The sequence below is a fragment of the Alteribacter keqinensis genome, assembly GCF_003710255.1.
Lineage (GTDB): Bacteria > Bacillota > Bacilli > Bacillales > Salisediminibacteriaceae > Alteribacter > Alteribacter keqinensis.
In genome coordinates this window covers 159,261-183,736 of the sequence record NZ_RHIB01000002.1, presented here as the reverse complement: position 1 = coordinate 183,736, position 24,476 = coordinate 159,261, and the positions used below count along the sequence as shown (strand labels likewise).

Sequence of the window (24,476 nt, the reverse complement as noted above, 5' to 3'; positions counted from 1 at the left end):
TTTTCAGGATTCTGTACCTGACGAAGGAGGGGTCTTTTTATTCATTGGGGAGGTTTTACTTCAATGAAGGGGGGGGCTAATCCTTTAAAACCTCATCACCTGCTAAAACTTTGAAGGATGATGGTGGGCCATTTCCATGAAGGAATGGAGGATCACTTCATCAGAGTTGATGTTTTCGATGTGTTTCACTTCCACGCTTGTTTTCAGCGCCTCAAGGTCTTCGTGCAAAAACGACATTTGCTCGATCGCTTCGCTCATGGCGTTGTTCAAATAAGAGACGTCTTCCTTTTTCACCATCGTCCGTTCCAGCTGGGCGAGTTTATGAAGAACTGACTTTAAAAGGTCCATTTCAGTCAGGGTGGAAGTATCCTGTGTTTTAAATAGTGTAGTCATTGGCTGTTACCTGCTTCCTGGAGAGTAGAGCTCCCCGGTTTTTTTAGTTGAAGAAACTGGACGTTTTCTGCAATCATGTCCATTCTGAAAATCCGTTTGTTGTTGCCGTCCTCGTACAGTTTGGTCTGAAGCCGGCCGCTCACAGATACCATGGAACCTTTCCCGCAATGTTCCGCTACCCTCTCTGCACTTTCCTGCCAGAGGGTACACGGAATGAAGTCGGCGTCGTACTTGCCGCTCTGGTTTTTGTAATTCCTCTTTACAGCTACTGAGAATCTTGATAGTGGTACACCGTCCTTTGTATATGAGAGATCAGGGTCTTTTACGATTCGTCCGATTAAGTTCACCTGGTTTAGCATAAAGGTCACGCTCCTTATTTTTGGAATGCTTCTTTTAACATTGAGGACAACTTCCATTCGCGTTCAACGTAGGTGCGGTAATGAATGTGGCTTGGCACCGGGAACAGGGCCGTGAGCTTTTCAGTTGCAAGAGGGAGAGGGGAAGGAGGAAGAAGCGAAGGGGCCTTTTCGTGAATCATTGTCAAGGACGCTCTTTTTTCTCTTATTCTCTCATTGTAAGGTCCTGTCACGATCAGATTGGAGTTATTTGTGTTTCGGACAGGCTGCGTATAGTGATAATAGCTGCTCCAAGGGTAATCTTCCGGGTTGTCGACCATGCCGGCAGCCCGGGGATTATTGTGAATGTATGCGCTTGTCTTCATCAGAGAATGAGATGAAGCGACAGGCGTTGAATAGTACCGGTCCTGAAACAGGTGGCCGCTCAGGTTATATTTTTTGTTGATATACATGGCGTACATCGAATTGAGCGGCTGCATCACTTTACAGGGCGGATCGGCCTGTGTTCCGAGCAAAAGGTGAAGATGGTTCGTCATCAGGCAGTAAGCATGCAGGTGATAAGGTGAATAATGATAGGCGTGATTGAGCAGTGAAAAGTACTTAAAGTAATCCTTCCGGTCAAAAAACAGATTCTTTCGGTGGTTTCCGCGGCAGACAATGTGGTAGATGGCACCAGGAAACCACTGGCGGGGTTTTCGAGCCATTGAATGAGCTCCTTTTAAAGTGGAATGTTCAATCGGGGAAGCATGGAGGATCTGTCCCTTCATTCGCTCCTTTCATTCAGATTTTTCGGCGTACTTGAAGTTTGCCCTAGGGGAAACTTCAAGTACCTTTCAGCGTTACGTGATGTTTGTGGTGAAACGGCAAAAACGTGTGGTGAAGAAAAAAAAAGGTGTAAAAACAGAGAAAACGGCCAAAAAAAGGTGCGCGAATGGAAAAGGCGCCTGGAACTGCTTTTTTTCAGTTATTGATGCTTTCGTCTGTTTTCACACTGGAAACGAATTGTCCTTACTGCACTGGGATGCGTTTACTATGTAAGTGTTAAGCCTCGACTGACAGGGGGGAGATCGAGGTTGCAATAAGTGACTCAGTCTCAATCTGGAACGAGGGAGGTCCCTGACTCTGAAACCGGTAAAAGAGGTGGTTGGAAGTGATTGGTCCGGATTGTTCTTCAATGTGAACAACCGGTCATTCCAATCAGAAGGGAGAAATTGTTCCCTTCTTGAAATTAATTCTATTTGATAATTCAGACAAATTCAAGCATTATTTTACAAATTATACAAAAACAATTGTGCGGGGACAGACCCCGCACAATTGTTTCTGAGGGATTGACTTTTGGGTTAGATGATGTCTTTCAGGTCGCTGGCGTCGGTGATGGTTCGGCGGGACTGGGTTGCTTGCTTGTGCCACAGCATGTAGGTGAGGATAGTCCAGATTTTTCTTGAGTGATCGTGCTTTCCCTGGACATGTTCCTCGAGCAGGCGGACGCATGCGCCTTTATCAAAAATTGTGTCGGAGGCAGGACTCTGGGTAAGGATCAGTCTTGCCCAGTCATACAGTTCATCTTTCAGCCAGAGGCGGACCGGCACAGGGAAGCCGAGCTTCTTCCGTTCAACCACATGGGCGGGCACCACATCCGCCAGCGCCTCCCGCAGCCAGATTTTCGTTTGTTTCCGGCTTACTTTTCCTGACACCGGCAGGGAGGAGGCCACTTGAAACACTTCCTTGTCCAAAAACGGTACCCTGAGCTCGAGGGAGTGGGCCATCGTCATTTTATCGGCTTTGGCAAGAATGTCTCCCCGAAGCCACGTGTGCATGTCCACATACTGCATTGTAGTAACCGGATCCCAGCCTTTTCGTTTTGCATAGTCATACAGGGGAGCGGTGAAATCAAACGCAGAAGCCCCTTTAGTTTCGAATAGATATTCCTCCACTTCTGCCGGATCAAAAATCCGGGCGTTTCCTGTAAACCGTTCCCGCAGCGGTGTTGTTCCCCGCTGCAGAAATCCTCTCCCTTTCACCCCGTGGGGAATTTTCAATGCAAGGGAGTGGATCTGTTTTTTCATACCGGTAGGCAGAAAGTCAAACAAACGCAAGGACCCGGGCTCCTTGTATATGTTGTATCCTGCAAAAAGCTCATCCGCTCCTTCCCCTGAAAGAACGACCTTGGAGTGCTCGGCCGCTTCTTTTGCCACAAAATAAAGAGGAATCGCTGCCGGGTCGGCGACGGGCTCGTCCATGTGCCAGATGATTTTCGGCAGTTCTTTTACCACCTGTTCAGGTGTAATTGTTACAACGTGGTGATCGAGACCAAGGACTTCGGCAGTCTTTCGGGCGGTATCAGCTTCACTGTAACGGGCGTCGGCAAACTCAGCGGTGAAGGCTTTCACATCAGGCTTCATTTGCTTGACGAGTGCGGTGATCGCAGTCGAATCGATCCCTCCTGACAGGAACGTGGATACGGGAACGTCGCTTCGCAGGTGGAACTCGACAGATTCTTCAACGGCCCGGCGGATTTTACCGACTGCAGAAGCCTTTTCCTGAATGGTCGGGTTAAACTCAGGCTGGGAATAGGGTTTCAGGGTGAGTTTTCCCGTTTCTCTTTTCAGCTCTATGATATGTCCCGGCGGCACTTTCGTAATGTTTGATGTGCTCGTAAGCGGCTCTGGTGCATATTGAAACGTTAAGTATGCAGGCAGAACGTCCTTGTTAATGCCGGGCTTTTTATCGAAAAGGGTCAGGCTTTTTTTCTCGGAGGCAAACAGTACTGCGTCGCCGTCTTTCTTTATATAGAGAGGTTTGATGCCGAACGGGTCACGGGCACCGGTTAGGGTTTCTGTCCGGCTGTCCCAGATGAGAAAGGCAAACATGCCTCTGAAATTGGTGAAGCTCTTTTTTCCTTCGTGTTTGAAGGATGCGAGAATCACTTCCGTATCGGATGAGGTCTGAAAGGTCGCGCCACGCTTTTTCATGCGGTCCCTGAGTTCAGGAGCGTTATAAATCTCGCCGTTAAAAACAATTGTGTAACGGCCATTGTCATAAGTCATGGGCTGATGGCCGTGAGGGAGATCGATGATGCTCAGGCGGCGGAAGCCAAACTGGACCCCCGGACTTTTATAATAGCCGTAGTCATCAGGGCCCCGGTGGGTGATGACGGCAGTGATGGTTTCAAGAGGGTACTTGTTCAAAGCCTCCTGGTTGGTTGAAAAAACAGCAGTAAATCCACACATAATAGAAGATACACTCCTTAGTAATGGCGCGGAACTGTTACCTGGCCTGTAAAAAAGGGCTTGTAGACGGTGCCGTGCATGTTTAATTTTGGTAACTGAATATATGACGCTGAAAATAACGAAAAAGGTTCATGGAAAACGAATAAAAGTTGGAGAGAATCATAAGATGTTTATGACCACCCAACATAGCGCAAATGAAAAGGAGAAAAACCCTTTTCAAAACGTCTGAAAAATACAGGTCTAATTTCCTTGGGCGTATTGTCATACCAGCTTTAGTGGACAGACCTCTGTGTCGAAATAAGGCGGTCGAAAGAAATTGACTGTGTTTTTAGGCGTTGCTATATTATAAGTGTGGTCAAGCCACCAGATTTTTAATACGAAGGGAATGTGTTAGAAACATGCAAGGAAAAGTGAAATGGTTCAATGCTGAAAAAGGTTTTGGTTTTATCGAGCGCGAAGGTGGAGACGATGTATTCGTTCACTTCTCTGCGATCGAACAAGAAGGGTTCAAATCTCTTGAAGAAGGTCAAGATGTTGAATTCGAAATCGTAGAAGGTGCTCGCGGTCCTCAAGCGGCGAACGTAACAAAACTGTAATGATTCGCACTTCCCTGAAATAGAACGTTCAAATCGTATGATTTTGTTTACGTCAGTAAGGGGTAATATGTAAGCGAAGACAATCCCGGTACGAAGCGCATCCCGCTTTGTGCCGGGATTTTTCTGTGGCTGTTCAGTGGCGGGGCGGAGTGTCTTTGACAAAAAAACATATGTTAACAAAATTGTGCGGGGTCTGTCCCCGCACAATTTTGTTAATTTAGAAGATAATAGATAATAAGGGAAGGGGATAGTAAGGGTTTTGCAGGAACTGCCTGCAGCTGCTCGCAGCCTCTTCCCTGAAGCAGACACCTCAGTTCCGTGTTTATTTTTACGGCTCAGGAGGTAAAGGCTTGTAATCTTTCTAAAACAGCCCGCCATGATTGATGTCTTGTTTCTGGCGGCGGCTCGCAGAAAGGTGATTCTGACTTCTTAAAGAGGTGATTTTTGTTTCATGATGGTCGCAGTTACAGCATTATCAAATTCATACCCCGGCCTGTAGGCAAAACTTTCCGACTTAATATGACAAAAAGTTTTAAGATTTTTGTTTCAATTTAGCAGGATTATAAAGCGGGTATGAAGAATATTACACACATAACTGAAAGGAGGAGTTTGCTTATGATTTACAACATTCGTGGTGAAAACGTAGAGGTGACTCCCGCATTAAGGGAATACGTAGAAAAAAAGGTAGGCAAACTTGAACGATATTTTGATCAGACTCCATCATCAGATGTACACGTAAAACTGCAAGTGCTTAATAACGACCAGCGTGTCGAAGTAACGATTCCAATGCCAAAGCTCCTGCTTCGCGCAGAGGAAACCCATACTGACATGTACGCGGCCATTGACCTCGTGATTGAAAAGCTCGAGCGTCAGATCCGTAAGCATAAAACGAAAGTTAACCGCAAGTTCCGTCAGGACGAGAGCTTGAAGTATATGTTTAAAAACGAACTCGAACCGACAATGGGAGAGACTCCGGTTCCGGATGAGCCTCAGTACGAGGACGATGATATCGATATCGTGCGTACGAAGCGCTTTGATCTGAAACCGATGGATGCAGAAGAGGCCGTTCTTCAAATGGACATGCTTGGTCACAATTTCTTTGTGTTCTCCAACTCTGTAAACGGCGGTACAAACGTTGTCTACAAACGTAAAGACGGCAAGTACGGCCTCATTGAAGCAGAGTAACCAGCAAGATACTACAAGATACTAATAAAAGCAATGCATAAAAGCCGGTGCAGCCCGAGACATTCGGGCCACCGGCTTTTTCTTGCTCGAATGGACTGTGAAAAAGTCACGAAGGGTCAGACCCCCGGAAATATCAGGAAATTATTTCCTGGGGTCTGACCCTCCGTTCGGGGGTTCACAAGTGAGCGTTCAGGCATGTTCTTGTAAGGGGTCTGGGAAACTGATAAAATGAAAGTTAACTGTCAGAAGACTTGTACGATAAGATTCCTGACGATCACATCATGGGATATCCCATTGGAATATACGATAAGGGAGCAATGTCCAATGCTAGGATTACTTAAGAAAGTAATTGGTGACACCGACGCACGCCAGATCAAGAAGTGGCAGAAGACGGTGGACAAAATTGAAGAACTTGGCGAAAGCATGAAAAAGCTTTCGGACGATGACTTACGAAAGAAAACAGAAGAATTTAAGAAACGCCACCAGGAAGACGGCGAGTCTCTTGAAGACCTGCTGCCGGAAGCCTTTGCGGTTGTCCGTGAAGGATCGACCCGTGCCCTTGGCATGCGTCATTTCCGTGTGCAGCTTTTAGGGGGCGTGTGTCTTCACCAGGGTGACATCGCTGAGATGAAAACCGGTGAAGGTAAAACCCTCGTAGCGACACTTCCGGTTTACCTGAATGCGTTAACCGGGAAAGGTGTTCATGTTGTTACGGTTAACGAATACCTTGCCCGCCGTGACTCCACGGAGATGGGAAAACTTTACGAATTTCTCGGCCTCACTGTCGGTTTAAACATTAACGGCATGAGCAAGGATGAGAAGCGTGAAGCTTATACCTGTGACGTTCTTTATGCAACAAATAACGAACTGGGCTTTGATTATTTGAGAGACAACATGGTGCTCTACAATAAACAGAAAGTACAGCGCCCGCTTCACTTTGCGATTGTCGATGAAGTGGACTCCATCCTGATCGATGAAGCCCGGACACCGCTGATCATTTCCGGTTCTGCGGAAAAATCAACGCAGCTTTATACTGTTGCGAACTCTTTCGTGCGCATGCTGAAAGAGGAAGAAGACTACACGTACGACGAAAAAACGAAAAACGTGCAGATGACCGATGACGGTGTAAGTAAAGCAGAACGATCCTTTAACATCGATAATCTGTTCGATCAGTCTCACGTTCAATTAAACCATCACATTAATCAGGCACTTAAGGCACACGTTGTCATGAAGCGTGATGAGGATTACGTGGTTGATGACGGTGATGTAGCGATTATCGACCAGTTTACCGGCCGTATGATGAAGGGCCGCCGCTACAGCGATGGCCTTCATCAGGCGATTGAAGCGAAGGAAGGCCTTGAAATTAAACGGGAAAGCATGACGATGGCCTCCATTACGTTCCAGAACTACTTCCGTATGTACGATAAGCTTGCCGGTATGACCGGTACGGCCAAAACAGAGGAAGAAGAGTTCCGTAACATTTACAACATGAATGTTATTGCTATGCCGACAAACGAGCCGATTGCCCGTGAAGATAAGTCCGATCTTATTTATAAGACAATGGATGCAAAATATAAGGCGATTGTAGAAAAAATCAAAGAGCTTCATGAAAAAGGACAGCCGGTTCTTGTTGGTACAGTCAGCGTGGACACGTCAGAACTTTTAGCCGGACTGCTTAAAAAGCGTGGAGTCCGTCACAACGTACTGAATGCGAAGAACCACGCTCGTGAAGCGGAGATTATTGAGAATGCCGGACAGCCAAAAGCAGTTACTATCGCGACAAACATGGCCGGACGTGGTACGGACATCAAACTCGGCAACGGTGTGAAAGAACTTGGCGGCCTGTACGTCCTTGGTACCGAGCGTCACGAATCCCGCCGTATCGACAACCAGCTCCGCGGTCGTTCCGGACGTCAGGGTGACCCGGGTATGTCCCAGTTCTACCTGTCACTTGAAGACGTGCTGATGCGCCGTTTCGGCAGTGAGAACATGCGCAACATGTTTGATAAAATCGGTCTTGAAGATGACCAGCCAATCGAAAGTAAGCTCGTTTCCCGTGCTGTTGAACAAGCGCAGAAGAGGGTGGAAGGAAACAACTTCGATGCGCGTAAACAGCTTCTCCAGTACGATGATGTTATGCGTGAGCAGCGTGACATTATTTACGAGCAGCGTAACCAGGTACTCGGGTCGGAGAACCTCCGTGAAGTGGTTGAAAAGATGATCGAGTCTACTATCGAGCGAAACGTACAGCTCTACACGCCGGCGGACGATGTGCCAGAGGACTGGAACCTTCAGGGTATTGTGGATTACATCAACGCAAATGTGTTAAACGACAATGAAATTGAAGTGAAAGACCTGAAGCCTCTTGAGCCGGAAGAAATGGTTGAACTGATTGTCGACCGGGCCAAAGAGGAATATGATAAGCGTGAAGCAGAATTTACGCCTGAACGTATGCGGGAGTTTGAGAAGGTTATCCTTCTTCGTACGGTTGATTCCAAGTGGACCAGCCACATCGACCAGATGGACCAGCTCCGTCAGGGGATTCACCTCCGTGCTTACGGTCAGAATGATCCTCTTCGCGAGTACAAATTTGAAGGCTTTGAAATGTTTGAGCAGATGGTTGCTTCTATTGAAGAAAACGTCACCCGTTACGTGATGAATGCCCAGGTGGAAGCGAACCTCGAGCGTAAGCCTGTCGCTGAAGGAAAAGCGGTCCACCGCAGCGCCAGCAGTCCGACAGCAAAGGAAAAACAAAAGAAAGTACCTTTCAAAAAATCACCTGAAGTAGGGCGCAATGACCCTTGTCCTTGTGGTTCGGGTAAAAAATACAAGAACTGCTGTCAGAAAGAATTAGGTTAAGGGTAAAGGGATTATTTTTGAGATGATAATGGTTTTTTCTAAGGAACAGACGCAGCAGTAGTGCCCAGCCTCAGCGTAAAACGAAGAGCACGCACGATTCGTCTGAAAGAAGAGGTCGTTATTAAAGCAGTAAAAAATAAGGCAGCCGGTGCTCGTCAGGGTCCGGCTGCCTATACTAATGAGGTGTTCGTAATATGGAAATGTCTGATATTAGAAACGAACTTTCAACTATGGCTAAGCGATTAGCGGACTTCAGGGGGTCTCTTTGACCTAGAAAACAAAGAGACCCGCGTAGCTGAACTCGATGAACTCATGTCCGAACCCGGATTCTGGGATAATCAGAACGAAGCTCAGAAAGTCATCGACGAAAGCAACCAGCTTAAAGAGGGTGTGGAAACCTACCGGAAGCTGGAAAATATCTTTGAAGATCTTGAAGTTTCCTTCGAACTTGTGAAAGAAGAAGGGGACGACGAGCTTTTGGAAGATCTGGTTGAAGGCGTGAAGGACCTTGGTGAGAAACTGAATCAGTTTGAGCTTCAGCTTCTTTTAAGTGAGCCTTACGATAAAAATAATGCAATCCTTGAGCTTCACCCTGGTGCCGGCGGAACGGAGTCTCAGGACTGGGCTTCTATGCTTCTGCGTATGTACACCCGCTGGGCGGAAGGAAACGGCTTCAAGGTGGAAACGATGGATTACCTTCCTGGTGAGGAAGCCGGTGTAAAAAGCGTTACGCTTCTTATCAAAGGCCACAATGCCTACGGTTATTTGAAGGCGGAAAAAGGGGTTCACCGTCTTGTCCGGATTTCTCCGTTTGATTCATCCGGCCGTCGTCATACGTCATTCGTATCGTGTGATGTCGTTCCGGAACTGAATGATGATGTGAGCGAAGTAAGTGTGTCTCCCGATGAACTGAAAATTGATACGTACCGTGCAAGCGGTGCCGGCGGTCAGCACATCAATACAACTGATTCCGCTGTACGGATTACCCACTTGCCGACGAATACGGTCGTTACGTGTCAATCTGAGCGTTCCCAGATTAAAAACCGAGATCAGGCAATGAAAATGCTTAAAGGAAAGCTGTTGCAGCTGAAAATTGAGCAGCAGCAAAAAGAACTTGATGAAATCCGCGGTGAGCAGTCTGATATCGGATGGGGAAGTCAGATCCGTTCCTACGTGTTCCATCCGTATAATATGGTTAAGGATCACCGAACGAACCATGAAACAGGGAATACCCAGGCTGTCATGGACGGCGATCTCGGTTCATTTATTGATTCATACCTGCGTTCAAAAATTGACTAATTGTTTCATTAATAGGTTGTCCCGGGGGAGAGTTCCGCCTGGGCAGCCTTTTTTGGTGAGTGGAGGAGGAATTATCGGACTTGTGTTAAGAATTCCAGATTCGCTTCCAATCAAGTGGAAACGCGTCCCTCTTCCTTTAAAAAAACCCGGGATTTCCTCCTTCTCACCATAAATGCACTACGCTAAAGCATCACCGCGGTCTTGTTTACAGTCCGGCATGCCGGTGATATACTACTTGGGTCTTTGCCCGGAACTGCTGCCGCTGCTTTGTGGATAGCAATGAAGGGCACAGTGAAAGCTAATTGACTGAGGGATTTTCATTCATACATATTCCAAGCATTCCCCAACGTCTTTATAGCAACATTTTTTAAGAAACAGGTGAACATAAATGATGAAAGCCATGAAACGGAGAAAAGATCAGCAGCCGTTAAGTCCCTTGAGCAGAATTCTATTTGAATTTGCCCACGTTCTGGTGGGGTCTGCTATTGTAGCCATCAGTTTTAACATTTTCCTCCTGCCAAACCGCATTGCTTCCGGTGGTGTGGCCGGTATCTCCACCCTGGTGGAAGCGACTTTTGGTTTTGAGCCGGCATTTACGCAATGGGCATTTAACATTCCATTGTTTATAGCAGGTGTTCTGCTTCTCGGCGGGAGTATTGCCGGAAGTCTGCTGTACGGTTTGAAGACATTAACCGGAACGATTTTTTTACCTGCAGTTGTATTAATGACCAGGCATCTTGAGCCTGCTACTTTAGATCCTTTACTTGCTGCAATATTCGGTGGGATAGGGGTCGGACTTGGTTTGGGAATTGTGTTCAGGTCGAATTCGTCAACCGGGGGGACGGATCTTGCCGCTCAGATTGTCAACAAATATACTGGACTTACCCTTGGGGCCTGTGTTTTTCTTATGGACGGGCTCGTCGTAATCTCGGCAGCGGTTGTTTTCGGATTTGAATTTGCTCTTTATGCCCTAATCGGTTTATTTGCTACAGGGAAGACCATAGACCTTGTTCAGACTGGTATTGGCTACTCAAAAATGGCGATTATTATTTCAGATTATGAAGAAGAAGTGCGTCAGGGTCTGCTCACTCAGGTGGATCGCGGTGTGACGAAGCTTCACGGGTATGGCGGCTATACGAATCACGAGCGTCCTGTTCTCATGTGTGTGGTCGGACGAAACGAAGTCACAAAATTGAAACAAACGGTTCAAACCATTGATCCACATGCCTTTGTGATCGTGAGTAATGCGTCGGAGGTACTTGGGGAGGGTTTTAATAAAGGATAAATCGGTTATAATATCTAGGAAGGTTACTTAGAAAAACCTACCAAATTATTTTCAGCAGATCAGGAGGGTTTACATGAAGAAATGGCTAATCCCGATGATGGGAGCTGTCTTGGTTCTGGCGGCGTGTGGTGGCGGAGATGATGACACGACACCTGTAGACGAAGGCGACGACGCAGTCGAAGAGACGGAAGATGACGCAGAAGAAACAGCAGGAGACGGAGAATATGACCTCGCTGCTGGAGAAGAAGTGTACGAGCAGAACTGTCTGTCCTGTCACGGACAAAACGGTGAAGGCGGGTCTGGACCTGGTATCGCCGGTCTGGATATGGACTCCGTGCGCGCAGCGATCGAAGAAGGACCGGGAAGCATGCCACCTGAGCTTGTAGATGGTGATGAAGCGGATAACGTTTCTGCATGGGTTGCCGATCAGTAAACATAATGTGATATAGAAAAAACAGCTGATAAATGGTCAGCTGTTTTTTTGACGTGAAATTTGTCATTAAGATGTATGTAAAACCAATATTTACTTCTAAGACCATTCCTATGTCCTGGTTACATTGAACGGTTTTTAAGAATGTGCCATATCGCCTTTCTTATTTTTCCGATATTTCGTATACTCGGAATCGTTATGCAGAAATGAAGGGGGTTGCAATAGGTATTTTCTATAAAATAAGCGCTAAATTGACGTAATGTGACAAGATTTGAAATGAAACTGTAACGTAAATGCACTCAAATTACTTAGTTAAGATGATATAATGTTGAATGGTAGAACCAGATTCATTTAGATGTAGCAATGATTTGAAAACTAAATGCAAATAATTCGACATAATCATACATACGCCTTGAGCAGGCGATCACCTCAGAGAACTATTTAAAGCGGGAAGTGATATTTTTGATTACGATGAAAGAGGTATGGAAGACATACCCAAACGGCGTTATGGCCATTAACGGGATTGACATACATATTGACAAAAGTGAATTTGTTTATGTAGTCGGGCCGAGTGGGGCCGGCAAGTCAACATTTATTAAGCTCATGTACAGAGAAGAAAAACCGACACGGGGATCGATTCAAATCGGAGACGAAGAGCTTTCCAAAGTGAAAGAACGTCATATTCCCTACTTAAGAAGAAGAATCGGTGTCGTATTCCAGGACTTCAAGCTCCTTCCTACCCTATCGGTTTATGAGAATGTGGCATTCGCTCTGGAAGTGATTGAAGAGAGCAAAGCAAACATCCGTAAACGGGTCATGCAGGTCCTTGAGATTGTCCGGTTAAAAAACAAGGCGCGCTTTTTGCCCCAGGAATTATCCGGCGGTGAACAGCAGCGTGTGGCCATTGCCAGAGCGATTGTAAATAATCCTTCCGTTCTGATTGCAGACGAGCCTACGGGAAATCTTGATCCGGAGACATCCTGGGAAATCATGAAAATCCTCGAAGAAATCAACAATCGGGGTACTACTATAGTTATGGCTACCCACAACAAAGAGATTGTAAACACGATGCGTAAACGTGTTATTGCCATAGAAGGCGGCCGGGTTGCCCGTGACGAGGCAAAGGGGGACTACGGTTATGAAAGGTAGAACTCTGGGACGCCACATAAAAGAAGGCGGAAAGAACTTAGTCAGAAACGGCTGGATGACTTTTGCGTCCGTAAGTGCCGTTACGATTATGCTGTTTGTGGTAGGTGCTTTCCTTCTTCTTATTTTAAACATGAATACATTTGCCGATTCACTTGAAGACGACGTGGAAGTGCGCGTCTTCATCGATATTGCAGCTGACGAAGAGAGTCAGTCAGCTCTTGAAAGTGAAATACAGGATATGGATATTGTTGAAACGGTAGATTTTGTTCCGAAAGAGGACGGACTGGAAAACTTGATTACCAGTTTCGGAGATCAAGGAACCTACCTTGAGTCTTTAAGAGAAGAAAACCCGTTAAACGATGTTTTTGTCGTACAGGCTCAGGACCCCCAGCAGACACAGGTACTTGCTGAGGAAATTCAGTCCTTAAACTATGTAGATGATGTTGAATATGGTGCAGATATTGTCGAGCAGCTTTTCTCTGTAACGAACATTCTTCGCTATGCAGGGATTGTTCTTGTTGTCGGTATGATGTTTACGGCGATGTTCCTGATTGCAAACACGATTAAAATTACGATCATTGCCAGAAAACGAGAAATTCAGATTATGAAACTAGTAGGAGCCACGAACGGATTTATCCGCTGGCCTTTCTTTATAGAAGGATTACTGCTCGGTGTCCTTGGATCCATCATTCCTGTAAGCGCACTGGCTTATGGCTACATGCGTCTTGTGGAACTGGTCCAGGCTACACCGGAACTCGCATTTCTTCCAATGATGCCGGCTAATCCTCTTGTATGGCAGATGGCAGCTATACTTGTCGGAATCGGTGCCTTTATCGGTATTTGGGGAAGCGTGATGAGCGTACGTAAATTCCTGAAGGTTTAACAGTTTACGAGAATAACCAGATAAAAATAAAAATTGTCTATTTCCGTGGAAATAAATCGGGATAGCTCGGGTTGAGGGGGATTTTATTCAATGAATCGCAGGTTGGGACTAGTATCATTGGCGTGTCTTCTTGCAGCATCGACTTTTCTTGGATCGAATATGTGGTCGACAGCTGAAGCAAATACAGGTGATGAACTGAAAGAGCAAATTGAACAGAGTCAGCGTGATCAGGAAAAAAAGCTGGAAGAAGCTGAACAGACAGAGCAGGAGCTTGCAGAAGTAGAGGAAGAAATCGTCGGGCTTCAGGACGAGATTCGAGAACTGGATGAAAAAACACAGAAAACGAACGAAGACATTCGTGTGAAACAGGATGAGATCGATGAAACGAATGAAAACATAGAAGACTTGCGTGAGGAAATTGAAATTCTTCAGGAGCGTATCAAGGAACGTGATGAGCTTCTGAAAGACCGTGTGAATTCAATGTACAAAAATGGCGGGACGGTAAACTATCTTGAAGTCCTTCTTGGTGCACAGAACTTTGGAGATTTGATCGAGCGTGTAAATGCACTGAGCACGATTTCCCGTCAGGACCGTAACATTCTTGAACAGCATATCGCTGATAAAGAGGCTTTGGAAAATGCTAAAGTTGAACTTGAAACACAGCTTGAAAACCTTGAAACTCAAATGAACGAACTGGAAGATCTCCGTGCTGATCTTGAAGCTCAAACGGCTGAGAAAGATCGTCTTGTAGACTCACTTGAAGAAAAAGGTGCGTCATTGAAAGATGCGATTGTTTCCCTTGAAGAAGAACAGTCTATCCTGGCAGCACAGGAAGCGGCTGCGAAGGAAGAATTGGAAGAGTGGGAAGAAGAACAACGTCGTCTTGAGGAAGAGCGCAAGCGTAAAGAAGAAGAAGAGCGCCAGAGACAGAAAGAAGAGGAAGAGCGTAAAAAGAAGGAAGAAGAGGAAGCCGCAGCTGCAGCTCAAAGCTCTAATTCCGGATCAAGTAATTCCGAATCAAGTAATTCCGGATCAAGCAATACCGGCAGCTCATCGAGTTCTGGATCGTCAAGTTCACCGGATCGTTCTGCAAGTGCCAGTGCGCCGAGCGACAGCGGCGGAACACTTGGATTACCCGCTACAGGACGAGTGACAAGTGAGTATGGTCCTCGATGGGGACGTGTTCACCACGGTATTGATATCGGTCAGGGTGGAAGATCCAATGTTCCGATCGTAGCAGCAGAATCAGGTACGGTAATCAGAGCCGAATACATGAATGGTTATGGAAACACAGTTATGATTACACATAACGTGAACGGAAAAACCATAACAACGCTCTATGCTCATATGGATTCTATCAGTGTCTCCCAGGGACAGCGTGTCAGCAGAGGCCAGAACCTTGGAATTATGGGTAACACCGGAGCCTCACAGGGCCCTCACCTTCACTTTGAAGTTCACGAAGGCGGATGGAACGGTGCAAAATCAAACTCGGTAGACCCCAGAAAATACGTTAACTTTTAAATAGCTGTATTTCATATGAACTGTTGATCATAAAAGTAACAGCTGCACCACCGTGTAAAACGAGAGGTTTGCAGAAAGCATCAGTGCATCTATTAAAAGCAACGGTCTTCTAAAGAAACAATTAATTTCGGCAGCCCAATCTGTCAGCTTCGTTGGATTCATTCCGAATCAAACTTAAATAACCACATCTTCGCCAGGACAAACTAGCGGAGATGTGGTTTTTGTTTACTTTAACCGGGGCAATGAGAAGGACAGCAGTTATAAGTTCAGCTATAAAGGAGGGAACAGGCGTGGGGATCTTTTTTCCGGCAGTTGTCTGTGGTATTACGATGCTGACGACTTTGTATCTTCAGATTCTCATTGAGAGAGTGTACTTTCACAGGGAAAAAACTTTGATCGTACTGCACTTTCCGAACGTGATGTTCTCATGGCTCATGTATGGCGTTACCTATATCTCTGTCAATGGTTTCATGCTGGGCGGTCTGGCGGAAAGAGGAAGGGCAGCGGTCGCAGCAGAGGCGTTTCTGTCTTCATTTCCCTTGGTTATGGGCTGCTATGTGATCACGGCCCCCCTGTTCAGACGGGCACTCCGGCGCTATTATCCTGTTAAGGGAACAAATATTGTATACTTGAAACTGAAAGGCATTTCCAGGGAGAAATAAAGCGAATAAGATGTGGTAGAATTTTCGTATACTAAAAAGAGTTTTCCCTGGTAAGTTGAGTAGAACAATTTAATCTGTTCCAAAGATTTGTTAAGATAGAGGATAACAAGTACAGCATTTTTTAGAAAAAAAGAGAGAAACTATCAAGAATAAACGGGGGATCTGCTCCATAGTGGAATATGGTTTCCGTGATGAGGTGAGTGAATGAACATCGATAAGAAATTTCTGCCGTTAATCGTCTCTCTATCCGTTATTTTAGGAGCAGTCGCGATGTTTGTCGTAATGCAGGTGACGGATGGTACATCAGCTGAGCCGGTGCTGAACGACAGTGGAGACGCAGATACAGAGTTAGCGATTGACCAGGACGACGGGGAAGAAAATGCTGCTGAAGAAGCGGTTGAAACGTCAGGCAGCGAAATTTCAGAAGATAAAGCCGAGAAATTCCATAAAGCTTATTCCATCATAATGGACCGCTATGTGGAAGCATTTGATGAAGAAGAACTTCTTGAAGGTGCCATCAACGGGATGCTTGAAGTGCTTGATGATCCTTATTCCGTTTATATGGATCAGGAGACTGCCCGTGAATTTATGGATTCACTCGATTCCTCTTTTGAAGGAATCGGAGCTGAAGTAAGCATGACGAATGGGAAAGTAACCATTGTAGCACCTTTCAGGGATTCGCCCGCAGAAAAAGCAGGTCTGAGACCGAACGACCAGATCGTCGGCATTGACGGTGACAGTATCGAAGGCCTTTCCCTTTATGAAGCAGTGCTTCAGATCAGAGGGGAAAAAGGTACGACAGTTACACTTACCGTTGAACGCCCCGGAGTGAGTGAAGAGCTGAATATCGATGTGGTCCGTGATACGATTCCGATTGAAACGGTCACAAGTGAGCTGATTGAAGAGGACGGGGCGAAAATTGGTTTGATAGAAATCCGTTCTTTCTCCGAAAGTACTGCAACAGACTTTGAAGAACAATTACACGCTCTTGAAAAAGAGGGGATTGACGGATTGGTTATTGATGTCCGTGGAAACCCGGGTGGATTCCTTCAGAGTGTAGAAGATATCGGTAACCTCCTTGTACCCGGCGGTGAGCCGATTGTGCAGATTGAAAACCGTGAAGGTGAACGCATTCGTCATGTTTCCAACCTGGAAGAGGAAAAAGAGTATCCAATTGCCACATTGATAAATGAAGGAAGTGCTTCAGCATCTGAGATTCTGGCTGCGGCCCTTAAAGAAGCAGGCGGTCATCACGTTGTGGGTGAAACAACGTTCGGAAAAGGAACCGTTCAGCAGACACTTCAGCTTGGTGATGGCAGTGAATTGAAACTTACGTTGTTCAGATGGCTTACTTCTGACGGCAACGACATTAATGAGGTTGGTGTGGAACCGACAGAGGAAGTACGTCAGCCTGATTTCTTCTATGTTTCTCCGGTACAGGCGGAAGACCCACTGGAATTTGACATGAACAGTGAACAGGTGGAAAACGCTCAGCTGATGCTTGAAGGACTCGATTATGATCCTGGCCGTACGGACGGTTACTTCAGCAGTGAAACAGAGGAAGCGGTTCGTGCCTTCCAGGACGACGAAGGACTGGATGTGACAGGTGTAATTGATGAAGATACAGCCTGGGCACTTCAAGACCGTGTTGTTGAAGCGGTCCGTGACCGTGAGAACGATCTTCAGTTCAAACGTGCGATTGAGCTGTTAATTGAAAATGAGTAATGAATGATGACTCGCTCCTTTTTGGGGCGGGTCTTTTTGTTTGAGAGGAAAGCGTGCAGAGCATCACAACAAAATTTAAGGAAGATAATACCCTTTCTTATTGAATGGTTTAGGAGGACCTGAGAAAGAGAAGATCATCCTTTTGAAAAAAGGGTGTGCTTTTCTATATTTTCAATTAAAATGAAAGAAGAGTGTTTTAGAAATGTGAATCAATGAGATAGATTGATTTTTAAGGAGGCGGACGATGGAAGCGGTGTTTTGGGAGTTGCTTCAAGCGATAGGGCGTTTCTTCCTTCACCCTGCTGTGTACCTGTTCCTTTTTGTTTGTATATGGTTTGGTATGCGTAGAGTGAGGCGGGAACGAAAGGATTTTCACACCAGGGTATATGATGTTGTATCTGATTTACTTTTTCCTGCAGGGGCAGCGCTTACTGCCGGTGCAGTTCTCACCATTATTTTAACGGGGCTTGGTGTTACGGTTCCTTTTGCCATGATGTTATTGATTACACTTATCTGGGCAGTGCTGCTGCCATTGCGAAACAGCCGCTGGCTCAGTTTTTCCTTCGCAGGGAGTCTGGCACTGCTTGTGACGATGTTCCTTCCTACTTCAGGGACGGGCTATGGCTGGATCGACAGACAGCTCACTTCTATTTCAGAGATGAGCACGGTAAGTTTTGTTTGGTTTTTGGCTGCAATCCTTTTTGCAGAAGCCTTTCTTATTATGACAAATGGAAAAAAGCGGTCCTCACCAAAGCTTAAGAAGAGTAAGCGTGGCAAAGTGGTCGGGGCGCACGAAGTCAACCGGTTATGGCTGGTGCCGGGACTGCTGCTGATTCCTGCAGGCGGACTGGCTGTCGGAGGATTAGGTATGTGGCCTTTAGCGGAATCAGTATCAGGTGTGACGCCTGAGACCGCCGGACTCATGTTTGTGCCTGTGATCCTCGGCTTCAAGGCTGTTGTACAGTCCGGTTACCCTTATGAAGGATTCCGCCGCCTTGGGGCGAGGATGCTCGGACTGGCACTCTTAACTGCAGCTGTAGCAGTTGCAGCAGCGTTTTACAGTCCCCTTCTTCTGGCAGTACCTTTGCTCATTCTCCTGGGCCGGGAGCTGATCTTTATTCAGCATAATCTTAAAGAACAAAAAACGGCAAGCATGTTCCGTAACATGACGGAAGGACTTGTTGTACTCGGCGTAATTCCTCATTCGATAGGAGACAAGATGGGGATTAAGGTCGGAGAAAAAGTGATGAAAGCAAACGGCTTAGCCGTTTCAAGTCAGATTGAACTGTATGAGGCGCTACAGGCGAAAGCAGCTTTTTGTAAATTGCAGGTGCTTGATGAAGAAGGGCAGATTCGTTTTACCCAATCTTCCGTTTATGAGGGAGATCACTATCAGCTCGGGCTTTTGTTTGTACCGGACGATGATATCGGTAACCTGTCAACCGAAGGACTTCGCTATACTTTTATTCTTCAGAAAGACCGGGAGAAGATCCAGCGTGAGGACGCTGTGGATGCCAGTTACGAAAGCGAAGCAGCAGCAACCGAAGAAAACAAAAAAAGTTCTTAAAATAATCGAAAGGCGGAGGACCCCCAAAGGTCCCCCGCCTTTTTTGGCTCCAGCCAAAAAAGTTCGGGGGACAGACCCCGCACAATTGGCGTGAGGGGGGTTGACAAATTTGGTATGATAGAAATAAAGGAACGTGTGTTCTTGTTTTAGGTAATTTTGAGCGGTTTCTGTGATATAATGATGTACATATGTTAAGAATGGGTAATGGAAGAATAAGCGGATATAAATGACCGGGCGTAGCATGTCTTAATAACAGGTTATGCCTTAAATACACTGGACGAAGAGGACAAGCCGATTGGGCGAAGGAGGCTGCATTTATGAGTGAAAACCAGCAAACGTTTGAACTTGTATCAAAATATGATCCCCAGGGTGACCAGCCAAAGGCAATAGAAGCACTGGTCAAAGGAGTGAAGGAGAATAAGAAGTTACAGACACTGCTTGGTGCAACCGGGACGGGGAAAACATTTACCGTATCCAATGTGATCAAGGAGATCAATAAACCGACCCTTGTTATTGCCCACAATAAGACCCTTGCAGGGCAGCTGTACAGTGAGTTTAAGGAATTATTCCCAAACAACGCTGTTGAATATTTTGTGAGCTATTATGACTACTATCAGCCGGAAGCCTATATTCCCCAGTCGGATACGTTTATCGAAAAAGATGCAAGCATTAACGATGAGATTGATAAACTCCGTCACTCGGCAACGAGTTCGTTGTTTGAACGAAATGACGTGATCATTGTAGCCAGTGTATCGTGCATCTATGGTCTTGGTTCACCAACGGAGTACCGTGATCTTGTTGTTTCTCTCCGTACCGGGATGGAAATGGAACGAAACAGCCTTCTTCGTGAACTGGTGGATATACAATATGAACGAAATGATATTAATTTTACCCGTGGAACATTCCGTGTCCGCGGTGACGTAGTGGAGATCTTCCCTGCTTCCCGTGACGAGCACTGTCTCAGAATTGAGATGTTCGGTGATGAAATTGACCGGATTACGGAAGTGGATGCCCTTACCGGGGAAGTGCTGGGGGAACGAAACCACGTGGCTATTTTCCCGGCGTCCCACTTCGTAACCCGGGAAGAGAAATTAAAGAAAGCCATCGTAAACATTGAAAAAGAACTTGAAACCGTGCTCGCAGATTTGAATGAAAGAGGGAAGCTTCTTGAGGCACAGCGCCTTGAACAGCGTACCCGCTATGATATAGAGATGATGCAGGAGATGGGCTTCTGCTCAGGAATCGAAAACTATTCCCGTCATCTGACGTTCAGGGAACCGGGAGCTACACCTTATACCCTCATTGATTTCTTCCCTGACGATTTTCTTCTCGTTGTGGACGAGTCCCACGTCACCCTGCCTCAGGTGAGAGGAATGTACAACGGTGACCAGGCCCGGAAAGGTGTCCTCGTTGACCATGGGTTCCGTCTGCCGTCGGCAAAAGATAACCGTCCGTTAAAATTTGACGAGTTTGAAAAACACATTAGTCAGGCCATCTTCGTTTCTGCGACCCCGGGGCAGTATGAACTGGACCATTGTCCTGAGATGGTTGAGCAGATAATCCGTCCGACAGGCCTCTTGGATCCTACTGTGGATGTCCGTCCGATTGAAGGACAGATTGACGACATTATGGAAGAAATTCATATTCGAAAAGAGCGGAATGAACGGGTCCTCGTGACGACACTTACGAAAAAGATGAGTGAAGATCTCACAAACTACTTTAAGGAACTGGGAATCCGGGTAAAATACCTCCACTCCGATATAAAAACGCTGGAGCGGATTCAGATTATCCGTGATTTACGCCGTGGCGAATTTGATGTCCTGGTTGGAATCAACCTTCTCCGGGAAGGACTGGATATGCCTGAAGTGTCTCTCGTTGCCATTCTTGATGCGGATAAAGAAGGATTCCTTCGTGCGGAGCGCTCTCTCATTCAGACGATGGGACGGGCAGCCCGGAATTCCAACGGGCACGTAATTATGTACGCTGATAAAATGACGAAATCGATGAAAATTGCGTTAGAAGAAACGAAGCGCCGCCGTACTGTGCAGAAAGAATTCAATGAAAAGCACGGCATTACACCTCAGACGATTCAAAAAGCTATTCCTGAGCTGATCCAGGCTACTTATGCTGCAGAAGAGGGAGAAGACTACGGTGAAAAAGGTACCGATGCGATTCCTCCTAAGCAGAAAATGAGCAAGAAGGAACGGGAGAAAGTGATTGAGAGAATGGAAGCGGAAATGAAAGAGGCTGCGAAAGCCCTCGATTTCGAGCGGGCGGCAGAGCTTCGTGATGTGATTATTGAACTGAAAGCGGAAGGGTGAGAAACCTTATGGCATTAGATAATATTGAAGTGAAGGGCGCACGCTCTCACAATTTGAAAAATATAGATGCAACGATCCCGAGAAACAAGCTCGTTGTTTTTACGGGACTGTCAGGTTCGGGGAAATCGTCACTTGCCTTTGATACGATATACGCAGAAGGGCAGCGACGGTATGTAGAGTCTCTGTCTGCCTATGCGCGCCAGTTTCTCGGGCAGATGGATAAGCCTGATGTGGATGCCATCGAAGGACTGTCCCCTGCTATTTCCATCGATCAGAAGACCACAAGCCGGAATCCACGCTCTACGGTAGGAACCGTAACGGAGATTTATGACTACCTGAGGCTTTTGTTTGCCCGTGTCGGGAAGCCGGTCTGTCCGAATCATGGAATAGAGATCAGTTCCCAGACGGTACAACAGATGGCCGACCGGATGCTGGCCTACCCTGAACGTACGAAAATGCAGATCCTTGCGCCAATTGTGTCCGGACGCAAAGGGACTCATGCGAAAGTACTGGAGGATATTAAAAAACAGGGGTATGTGCGTGTCAGGGTCGACGGTGAAATGCGGGAAGCTGCGGAAGAGTTTGACTTGGATAAAAACAAGAAGCATTCGATTGAAGTCGTGATCGACCGGATTGTAATCAAAGAGGGCGTCGAATCAAGATTGGCGGACTCCCTCGAGACAGCCCTGAACCTTGCGGATGGTCGGGTTATTGCTGACGTGATTGGGGAGGAAGAGCTGTTATTTACCCAGAAGCATGCCTGTCCTCACTGTGGCTTCTCGATTGGTGAACTGGAACCGCGGATGTTCTCTTTTAACAGTCCTTTCGGTGCGTGTACGTCCTGTGACGGCCTGGGGAATAAGCTTGAGGTGGATGTGGAGCTTGTTGTGCCTGACTGGAGCAGGTCTCTTCGGGAGCATGCGATTGCCCCATGGGAGCCGACGAGTTCGCAGTATTATCCGTCCCTTCTGCAAAGTGTCTGTGAGCATTACGGAATCGATATGGATGCACCGGTTGAGAATCTGCCGAAGCACCAGATGGATAAAGTGCTTTATGGAAGTGGCAGGGAGAAGATTTATTTCCGGTATGAAAATGAATTTGGTCGTGTTCGTGAAAAAGAGATTTACTTTGAAGGTGTTATCCATAATATTTCCCGACGTTATCACGAAACGGGCTCTGATTATATCCGGGAGCAGATGGAAGGGTATATGACCCAGAAGCCTTGTCCGACGTGTAAAGGCTACCGTCTTCGCAAGGAGAGCCTGAGTGTTCTTGTGGGAGAAAAGCATATCGGAGAAGTGACCGGGTATTCCGTTAAGGATGCCAAAGCCTTTTTTGAAACGCTTGAACTGTCGGAAAAAGATATGACGATCGCAAGGCTGATTTTGCGTGAAATTGAAGAGCGTCTCGGCTTTTTAATCAACGTGGGACTCGAGTACCTGACTCTGTCCAGGGCGGCAGGAACGCTGTCCGGAGGTGAGGCGCAGCGGATCCGCCTTGCCACGCAGATCGGTTCGTCCCTGATGGGGGTTCTGTACATTCTTGATGAGCCTTCGATCGGACTTCACCAGCGTGACAATACGAGATTGATACGCACACTTGAGCGGATGCGTGACCTTGGGAATACGCTGATTGTAGTGGAACATGATGAAGACACGATGCTTGCAGCGGACCATATTATTGACATCGGTCCCGGTGCCGGTGCCCATGGCGGGGAAATTACGGCAGCTGGTACTCCGGCAGAAATTATGGATGACCCTGAGTCTTTGACCGGGGAGTACCTTTCAGGCAAAAAGTTTATACCTCTCCCTGTTGAGCGCCGGAAGTCGGACGGGCGGACGATCAGTATTAAAGGGGCAAAGGAAAACAACCTTAAAAATACGTCAATCGACATTCCTCTCGGGGTATTTGTAGCGGTGACCGGTGTGAGCGGCTCGGGTAAAAGTACGATGATTAATGATATTCTGTACAAATCTCTTGCCCAGAAGCTGACGGTGGCGAAAGACAAGCCAGGCGCCCATAAGTCCATCAGCGGAATTGATCATCTGGATAAAGTGGTGGAGATTGACCAGAGTCCGATCGGCCGAACGCCTCGTTCAAATGCGGCGACGTACACGAGTGTGTTTGATGATATCCGTGATGTGTATGCCATGACGAACGAAGCCAAAGTCCGGGGCTATAAGAAAGGCCGGTTCAGTTTTAACGTGAAAGGCGGCCGTTGTGAAGCGTGCCGCGGGGACGGAATCATTAAAATTGAAATGCATTTTCTGCCTGACGTGTATGTTCCATGTGAGCAGTGTGACGGGAAGCGTTACAACCGGGAAACCCTTGAAGTGAAGTACAAAGGGAAGACCATTTCCGATGTTCTCGGGATGACGGTGGAGGATGCTCTGGCTTTCTTTGAAAATATTCCGAAGATCAAGCGGAAGATTCAGACGCTGTATGACGTCGGTCTAAGCTACATGACTCTCGGTCAGCCTGCTACGACCCTTTCAGGAGGGGAGGCACAGCGGGTGAAGCTGGCATCCCAGCTCCACCGTCGCTCGAACGGCCGTACTCTTTATATTCTGGATGAGCCGACAACAGGTCTTCACGTCCAAGATATCGACAGGCTGCTCAAAGTGCTTCAGCGTCTTGTTGAGAATGGCGATACGGTGCTGGTGATTGAGCACAATCTCGATGTGGTTAAGACAGTCGATCACATTGTGGATCTTGGTCCGGAAGGCGGGGACAAGGGCGGTAAGCTTGTGGCGGCCGGTACACCTGAAGATGTAGCCAAGGTGAAGGGTTCGTACACTGGGGAATACCTGAAGCCGATTCTGGAGCGTGACCGTGCCCGCATGGAGAAAAGAATGAAGGAAAAAGAATCAGTTGCAACTTCATAGGCAAAATAATAACCATCTGTCCGGGGAGCGAGAAGTCTTGTTCTCCTGGAGCAGGTGGTTTTTGTGTTGGCAGAGCCTTCTCCATTGGGGAAGGCGGAGCGAATGATCCTGTAACTCCTGCACAAAACAG

General features: G+C 46.8%; 18 protein-coding genes. 14 read left to right on the top strand and 4 right to left on the bottom strand.

Features of this window, described 5'->3' with window-relative positions; genetic code table 11:
* Nucleotides 1–102 precede the first annotated feature (102 nt).
* From EBO34_RS12515 to asnB, 4 genes are all read right to left on the bottom strand, one after another.
* Nucleotides 103–393: a hypothetical protein gene (locus tag EBO34_RS12515; RefSeq protein WP_122899045.1), complete on the bottom strand. Its 291-nt coding sequence runs from the start codon at nt 391–393 to the stop codon at nt 103–105.
* Nucleotides 390–752 carry a single-stranded DNA-binding protein gene (gene ssb / locus EBO34_RS12510; RefSeq protein WP_183163856.1) on the bottom strand — a complete coding sequence of 121 codons (363 nt, stop codon included), beginning with the start codon at nt 750–752 and terminating at the stop codon, nt 390–392. Before ssb ends, EBO34_RS12515 begins: the two co-directional genes overlap by 4 nt.
* Before the next feature lie 14 nt (nt 753–766).
* The gene (locus tag EBO34_RS12505; protein WP_183163855.1) at nt 767–1,453 is read right to left on the bottom strand and encodes a transposase; all 687 of its coding nucleotides are present in this window, start codon (nt 1,451–1,453) and stop codon (nt 767–769) included.
* Between the two features lie 636 nt (nt 1,454–2,089).
* Complete coding sequence (asnB, locus tag EBO34_RS12495; RefSeq protein WP_122899039.1) at nt 2,090–3,979, bottom strand: asparagine synthase (glutamine-hydrolyzing); 1,890 nt, start codon at nt 3,977–3,979, stop codon at nt 2,090–2,092.
* A 398-nt stretch (nt 3,980–4,377) separates the two neighbouring features.
* Here asnB and cspD point away from each other — a divergent pair, with 398 nt between their 5' ends.
* The 14 genes from cspD (at nt 4,378) to uvrA (ending at nt 24,346) form a co-directional block, all read left to right on the top strand.
* Nucleotides 4,378–4,575 (top strand): cold-shock protein CspD, encoded by a 198-nt coding sequence (gene cspD, locus EBO34_RS12490; RefSeq protein WP_110521111.1) that lies wholly within the window; start codon nt 4,378–4,380, stop codon nt 4,573–4,575.
* Nucleotides 4,576–5,190: 615 nt separating this feature from the next.
* Nucleotides 5,191–5,760, top strand: a complete 570-nt coding sequence (gene hpf, locus EBO34_RS12485) for a ribosome hibernation-promoting factor, HPF/YfiA family (protein WP_122899037.1) — start codon at nt 5,191–5,193, stop codon at nt 5,758–5,760.
* 324 nt (nt 5,761–6,084) lie between these two features.
* Complete coding sequence (secA, locus tag EBO34_RS12480) at nt 6,085–8,619, top strand: preprotein translocase subunit SecA (protein WP_122899035.1); 2,535 nt, start codon at nt 6,085–6,087, stop codon at nt 8,617–8,619.
* A gap of 194 nt (nt 8,620–8,813) precedes the next feature.
* Nucleotides 8,814–9,918, top strand: a protein-coding gene (gene prfB / locus EBO34_RS12475; RefSeq protein ID WP_183163854.1) for a peptide chain release factor 2 whose coding sequence is annotated in 2 segments (ribosomal slippage) — nt 8,814–8,885 and nt 8,887–9,918 — 1,104 coding nt in all. Because the reading frame shifts where the segments join, the coding sequence is not laid out codon by codon here.
* A gap of 400 nt (nt 9,919–10,318) precedes the next feature.
* Nucleotides 10,319–11,203, top strand: coding sequence for a YitT family protein (locus tag EBO34_RS12470; protein WP_236784947.1), 885 nt, complete (start codon nt 10,319–10,321; stop codon nt 11,201–11,203).
* A gap of 73 nt (nt 11,204–11,276) precedes the next feature.
* On the top strand, nt 11,277–11,636 hold the full coding sequence (locus tag EBO34_RS12465) for a c-type cytochrome (RefSeq protein WP_122899031.1): 360 nt from the start codon (nt 11,277–11,279) through the stop codon (nt 11,634–11,636).
* A gap of 459 nt (nt 11,637–12,095) precedes the next feature.
* On the top strand, nt 12,096–12,782 hold the full coding sequence (gene ftsE, locus EBO34_RS12460; RefSeq protein ID WP_122899028.1) for a cell division ATP-binding protein FtsE: 687 nt from the start codon (nt 12,096–12,098) through the stop codon (nt 12,780–12,782).
* Nucleotides 12,772–13,665: a permease-like cell division protein FtsX gene (ftsX, locus tag EBO34_RS12455; RefSeq protein ID WP_122899026.1), complete on the top strand. Its 894-nt coding sequence runs from the start codon at nt 12,772–12,774 to the stop codon at nt 13,663–13,665. Before ftsE ends, ftsX begins: the two co-directional genes overlap by 11 nt.
* Nucleotides 13,666–13,755: 90 nt before the next feature.
* Nucleotides 13,756–15,186 carry a murein hydrolase activator EnvC family protein gene (locus tag EBO34_RS12450; RefSeq protein WP_122899019.1) on the top strand — a complete coding sequence of 477 codons (1,431 nt, stop codon included), beginning with the start codon at nt 13,756–13,758 and terminating at the stop codon, nt 15,184–15,186.
* 290 nt (nt 15,187–15,476) lie between these two features.
* The gene (locus EBO34_RS12445; protein WP_122899017.1) at nt 15,477–15,848 is read left to right on the top strand and encodes a hypothetical protein; all 372 of its coding nucleotides are present in this window, start codon (nt 15,477–15,479) and stop codon (nt 15,846–15,848) included.
* A gap of 204 nt (nt 15,849–16,052) precedes the next feature.
* On the top strand, nt 16,053–17,573 hold the full coding sequence (locus tag EBO34_RS12440) for a S41 family peptidase (RefSeq protein ID WP_122899015.1): 1,521 nt from the start codon (nt 16,053–16,055) through the stop codon (nt 17,571–17,573).
* 244 nt (nt 17,574–17,817) lie between these two features.
* Nucleotides 17,818–19,140, top strand: coding sequence for a PDZ domain-containing protein (locus EBO34_RS12435; protein ID WP_122899013.1), 1,323 nt, complete (start codon nt 17,818–17,820; stop codon nt 19,138–19,140).
* 317 nt (nt 19,141–19,457) lie between these two features.
* A complete protein-coding gene (gene uvrB / locus EBO34_RS12430; protein WP_122899011.1) occupies nt 19,458–21,461 on the top strand; it encodes an excinuclease ABC subunit UvrB in 2,004 nt (667 codons plus the stop codon).
* Nucleotides 21,462–21,469: 8 nt separating this feature from the next.
* Complete coding sequence (uvrA, locus tag EBO34_RS12425) at nt 21,470–24,346, top strand: excinuclease ABC subunit UvrA (RefSeq protein WP_122899008.1); 2,877 nt, start codon at nt 21,470–21,472, stop codon at nt 24,344–24,346.
* Nucleotides 24,347–24,476 lie beyond the last annotated feature (130 nt).

Bases quoted from the DNA above. Each gene is read 5' to 3' on its own strand.
- EBO34_RS12515 (WP_122899045.1), bottom strand. From the start codon at position 393: ATGACTACACTATTTAAAACACAGGATACTTCCACCCTGACTGAAATG.
- ssb (WP_183163856.1), bottom strand. From the start codon at position 752: ATGCTAAACCAGGTGAACTTAATCGGACGAATCGTAAAAGACCCTGAT.
- EBO34_RS12505 (WP_183163855.1), bottom strand. From the start codon at position 1,453: ATGGCTCGAAAACCCCGCCAGTGGTTTCCTGGTGCCATCTACCACATT.
- asnB (WP_122899039.1), bottom strand. From the start codon at position 3,979: ATGTGTGGATTTACTGCTGTTTTTTCAACCAACCAGGAGGCTTTGAAC.
- cspD (WP_110521111.1), top strand. From the start codon at position 4,378: ATGCAAGGAAAAGTGAAATGGTTCAATGCTGAAAAAGGTTTTGGTTTT.
- hpf (WP_122899037.1), top strand. From the start codon at position 5,191: ATGATTTACAACATTCGTGGTGAAAACGTAGAGGTGACTCCCGCATTA.
- secA (WP_122899035.1), top strand. From the start codon at position 6,085: ATGCTAGGATTACTTAAGAAAGTAATTGGTGACACCGACGCACGCCAG.
- EBO34_RS12470 (WP_236784947.1), top strand. From the start codon at position 10,319: ATGAAACGGAGAAAAGATCAGCAGCCGTTAAGTCCCTTGAGCAGAATT.
- EBO34_RS12465 (WP_122899031.1), top strand. From the start codon at position 11,277: ATGAAGAAATGGCTAATCCCGATGATGGGAGCTGTCTTGGTTCTGGCG.
- ftsX (WP_122899026.1), top strand. From the start codon at position 12,772: ATGAAAGGTAGAACTCTGGGACGCCACATAAAAGAAGGCGGAAAGAAC.
- EBO34_RS12450 (WP_122899019.1), top strand. From the start codon at position 13,756: ATGAATCGCAGGTTGGGACTAGTATCATTGGCGTGTCTTCTTGCAGCA.
- EBO34_RS12440 (WP_122899015.1), top strand. From the start codon at position 16,053: ATGAACATCGATAAGAAATTTCTGCCGTTAATCGTCTCTCTATCCGTT.
- EBO34_RS12435 (WP_122899013.1), top strand. From the start codon at position 17,818: ATGGAAGCGGTGTTTTGGGAGTTGCTTCAAGCGATAGGGCGTTTCTTC.
- uvrB (WP_122899011.1), top strand. From the start codon at position 19,458: ATGAGTGAAAACCAGCAAACGTTTGAACTTGTATCAAAATATGATCCC.
- uvrA (WP_122899008.1), top strand. From the start codon at position 21,470: ATGGCATTAGATAATATTGAAGTGAAGGGCGCACGCTCTCACAATTTG.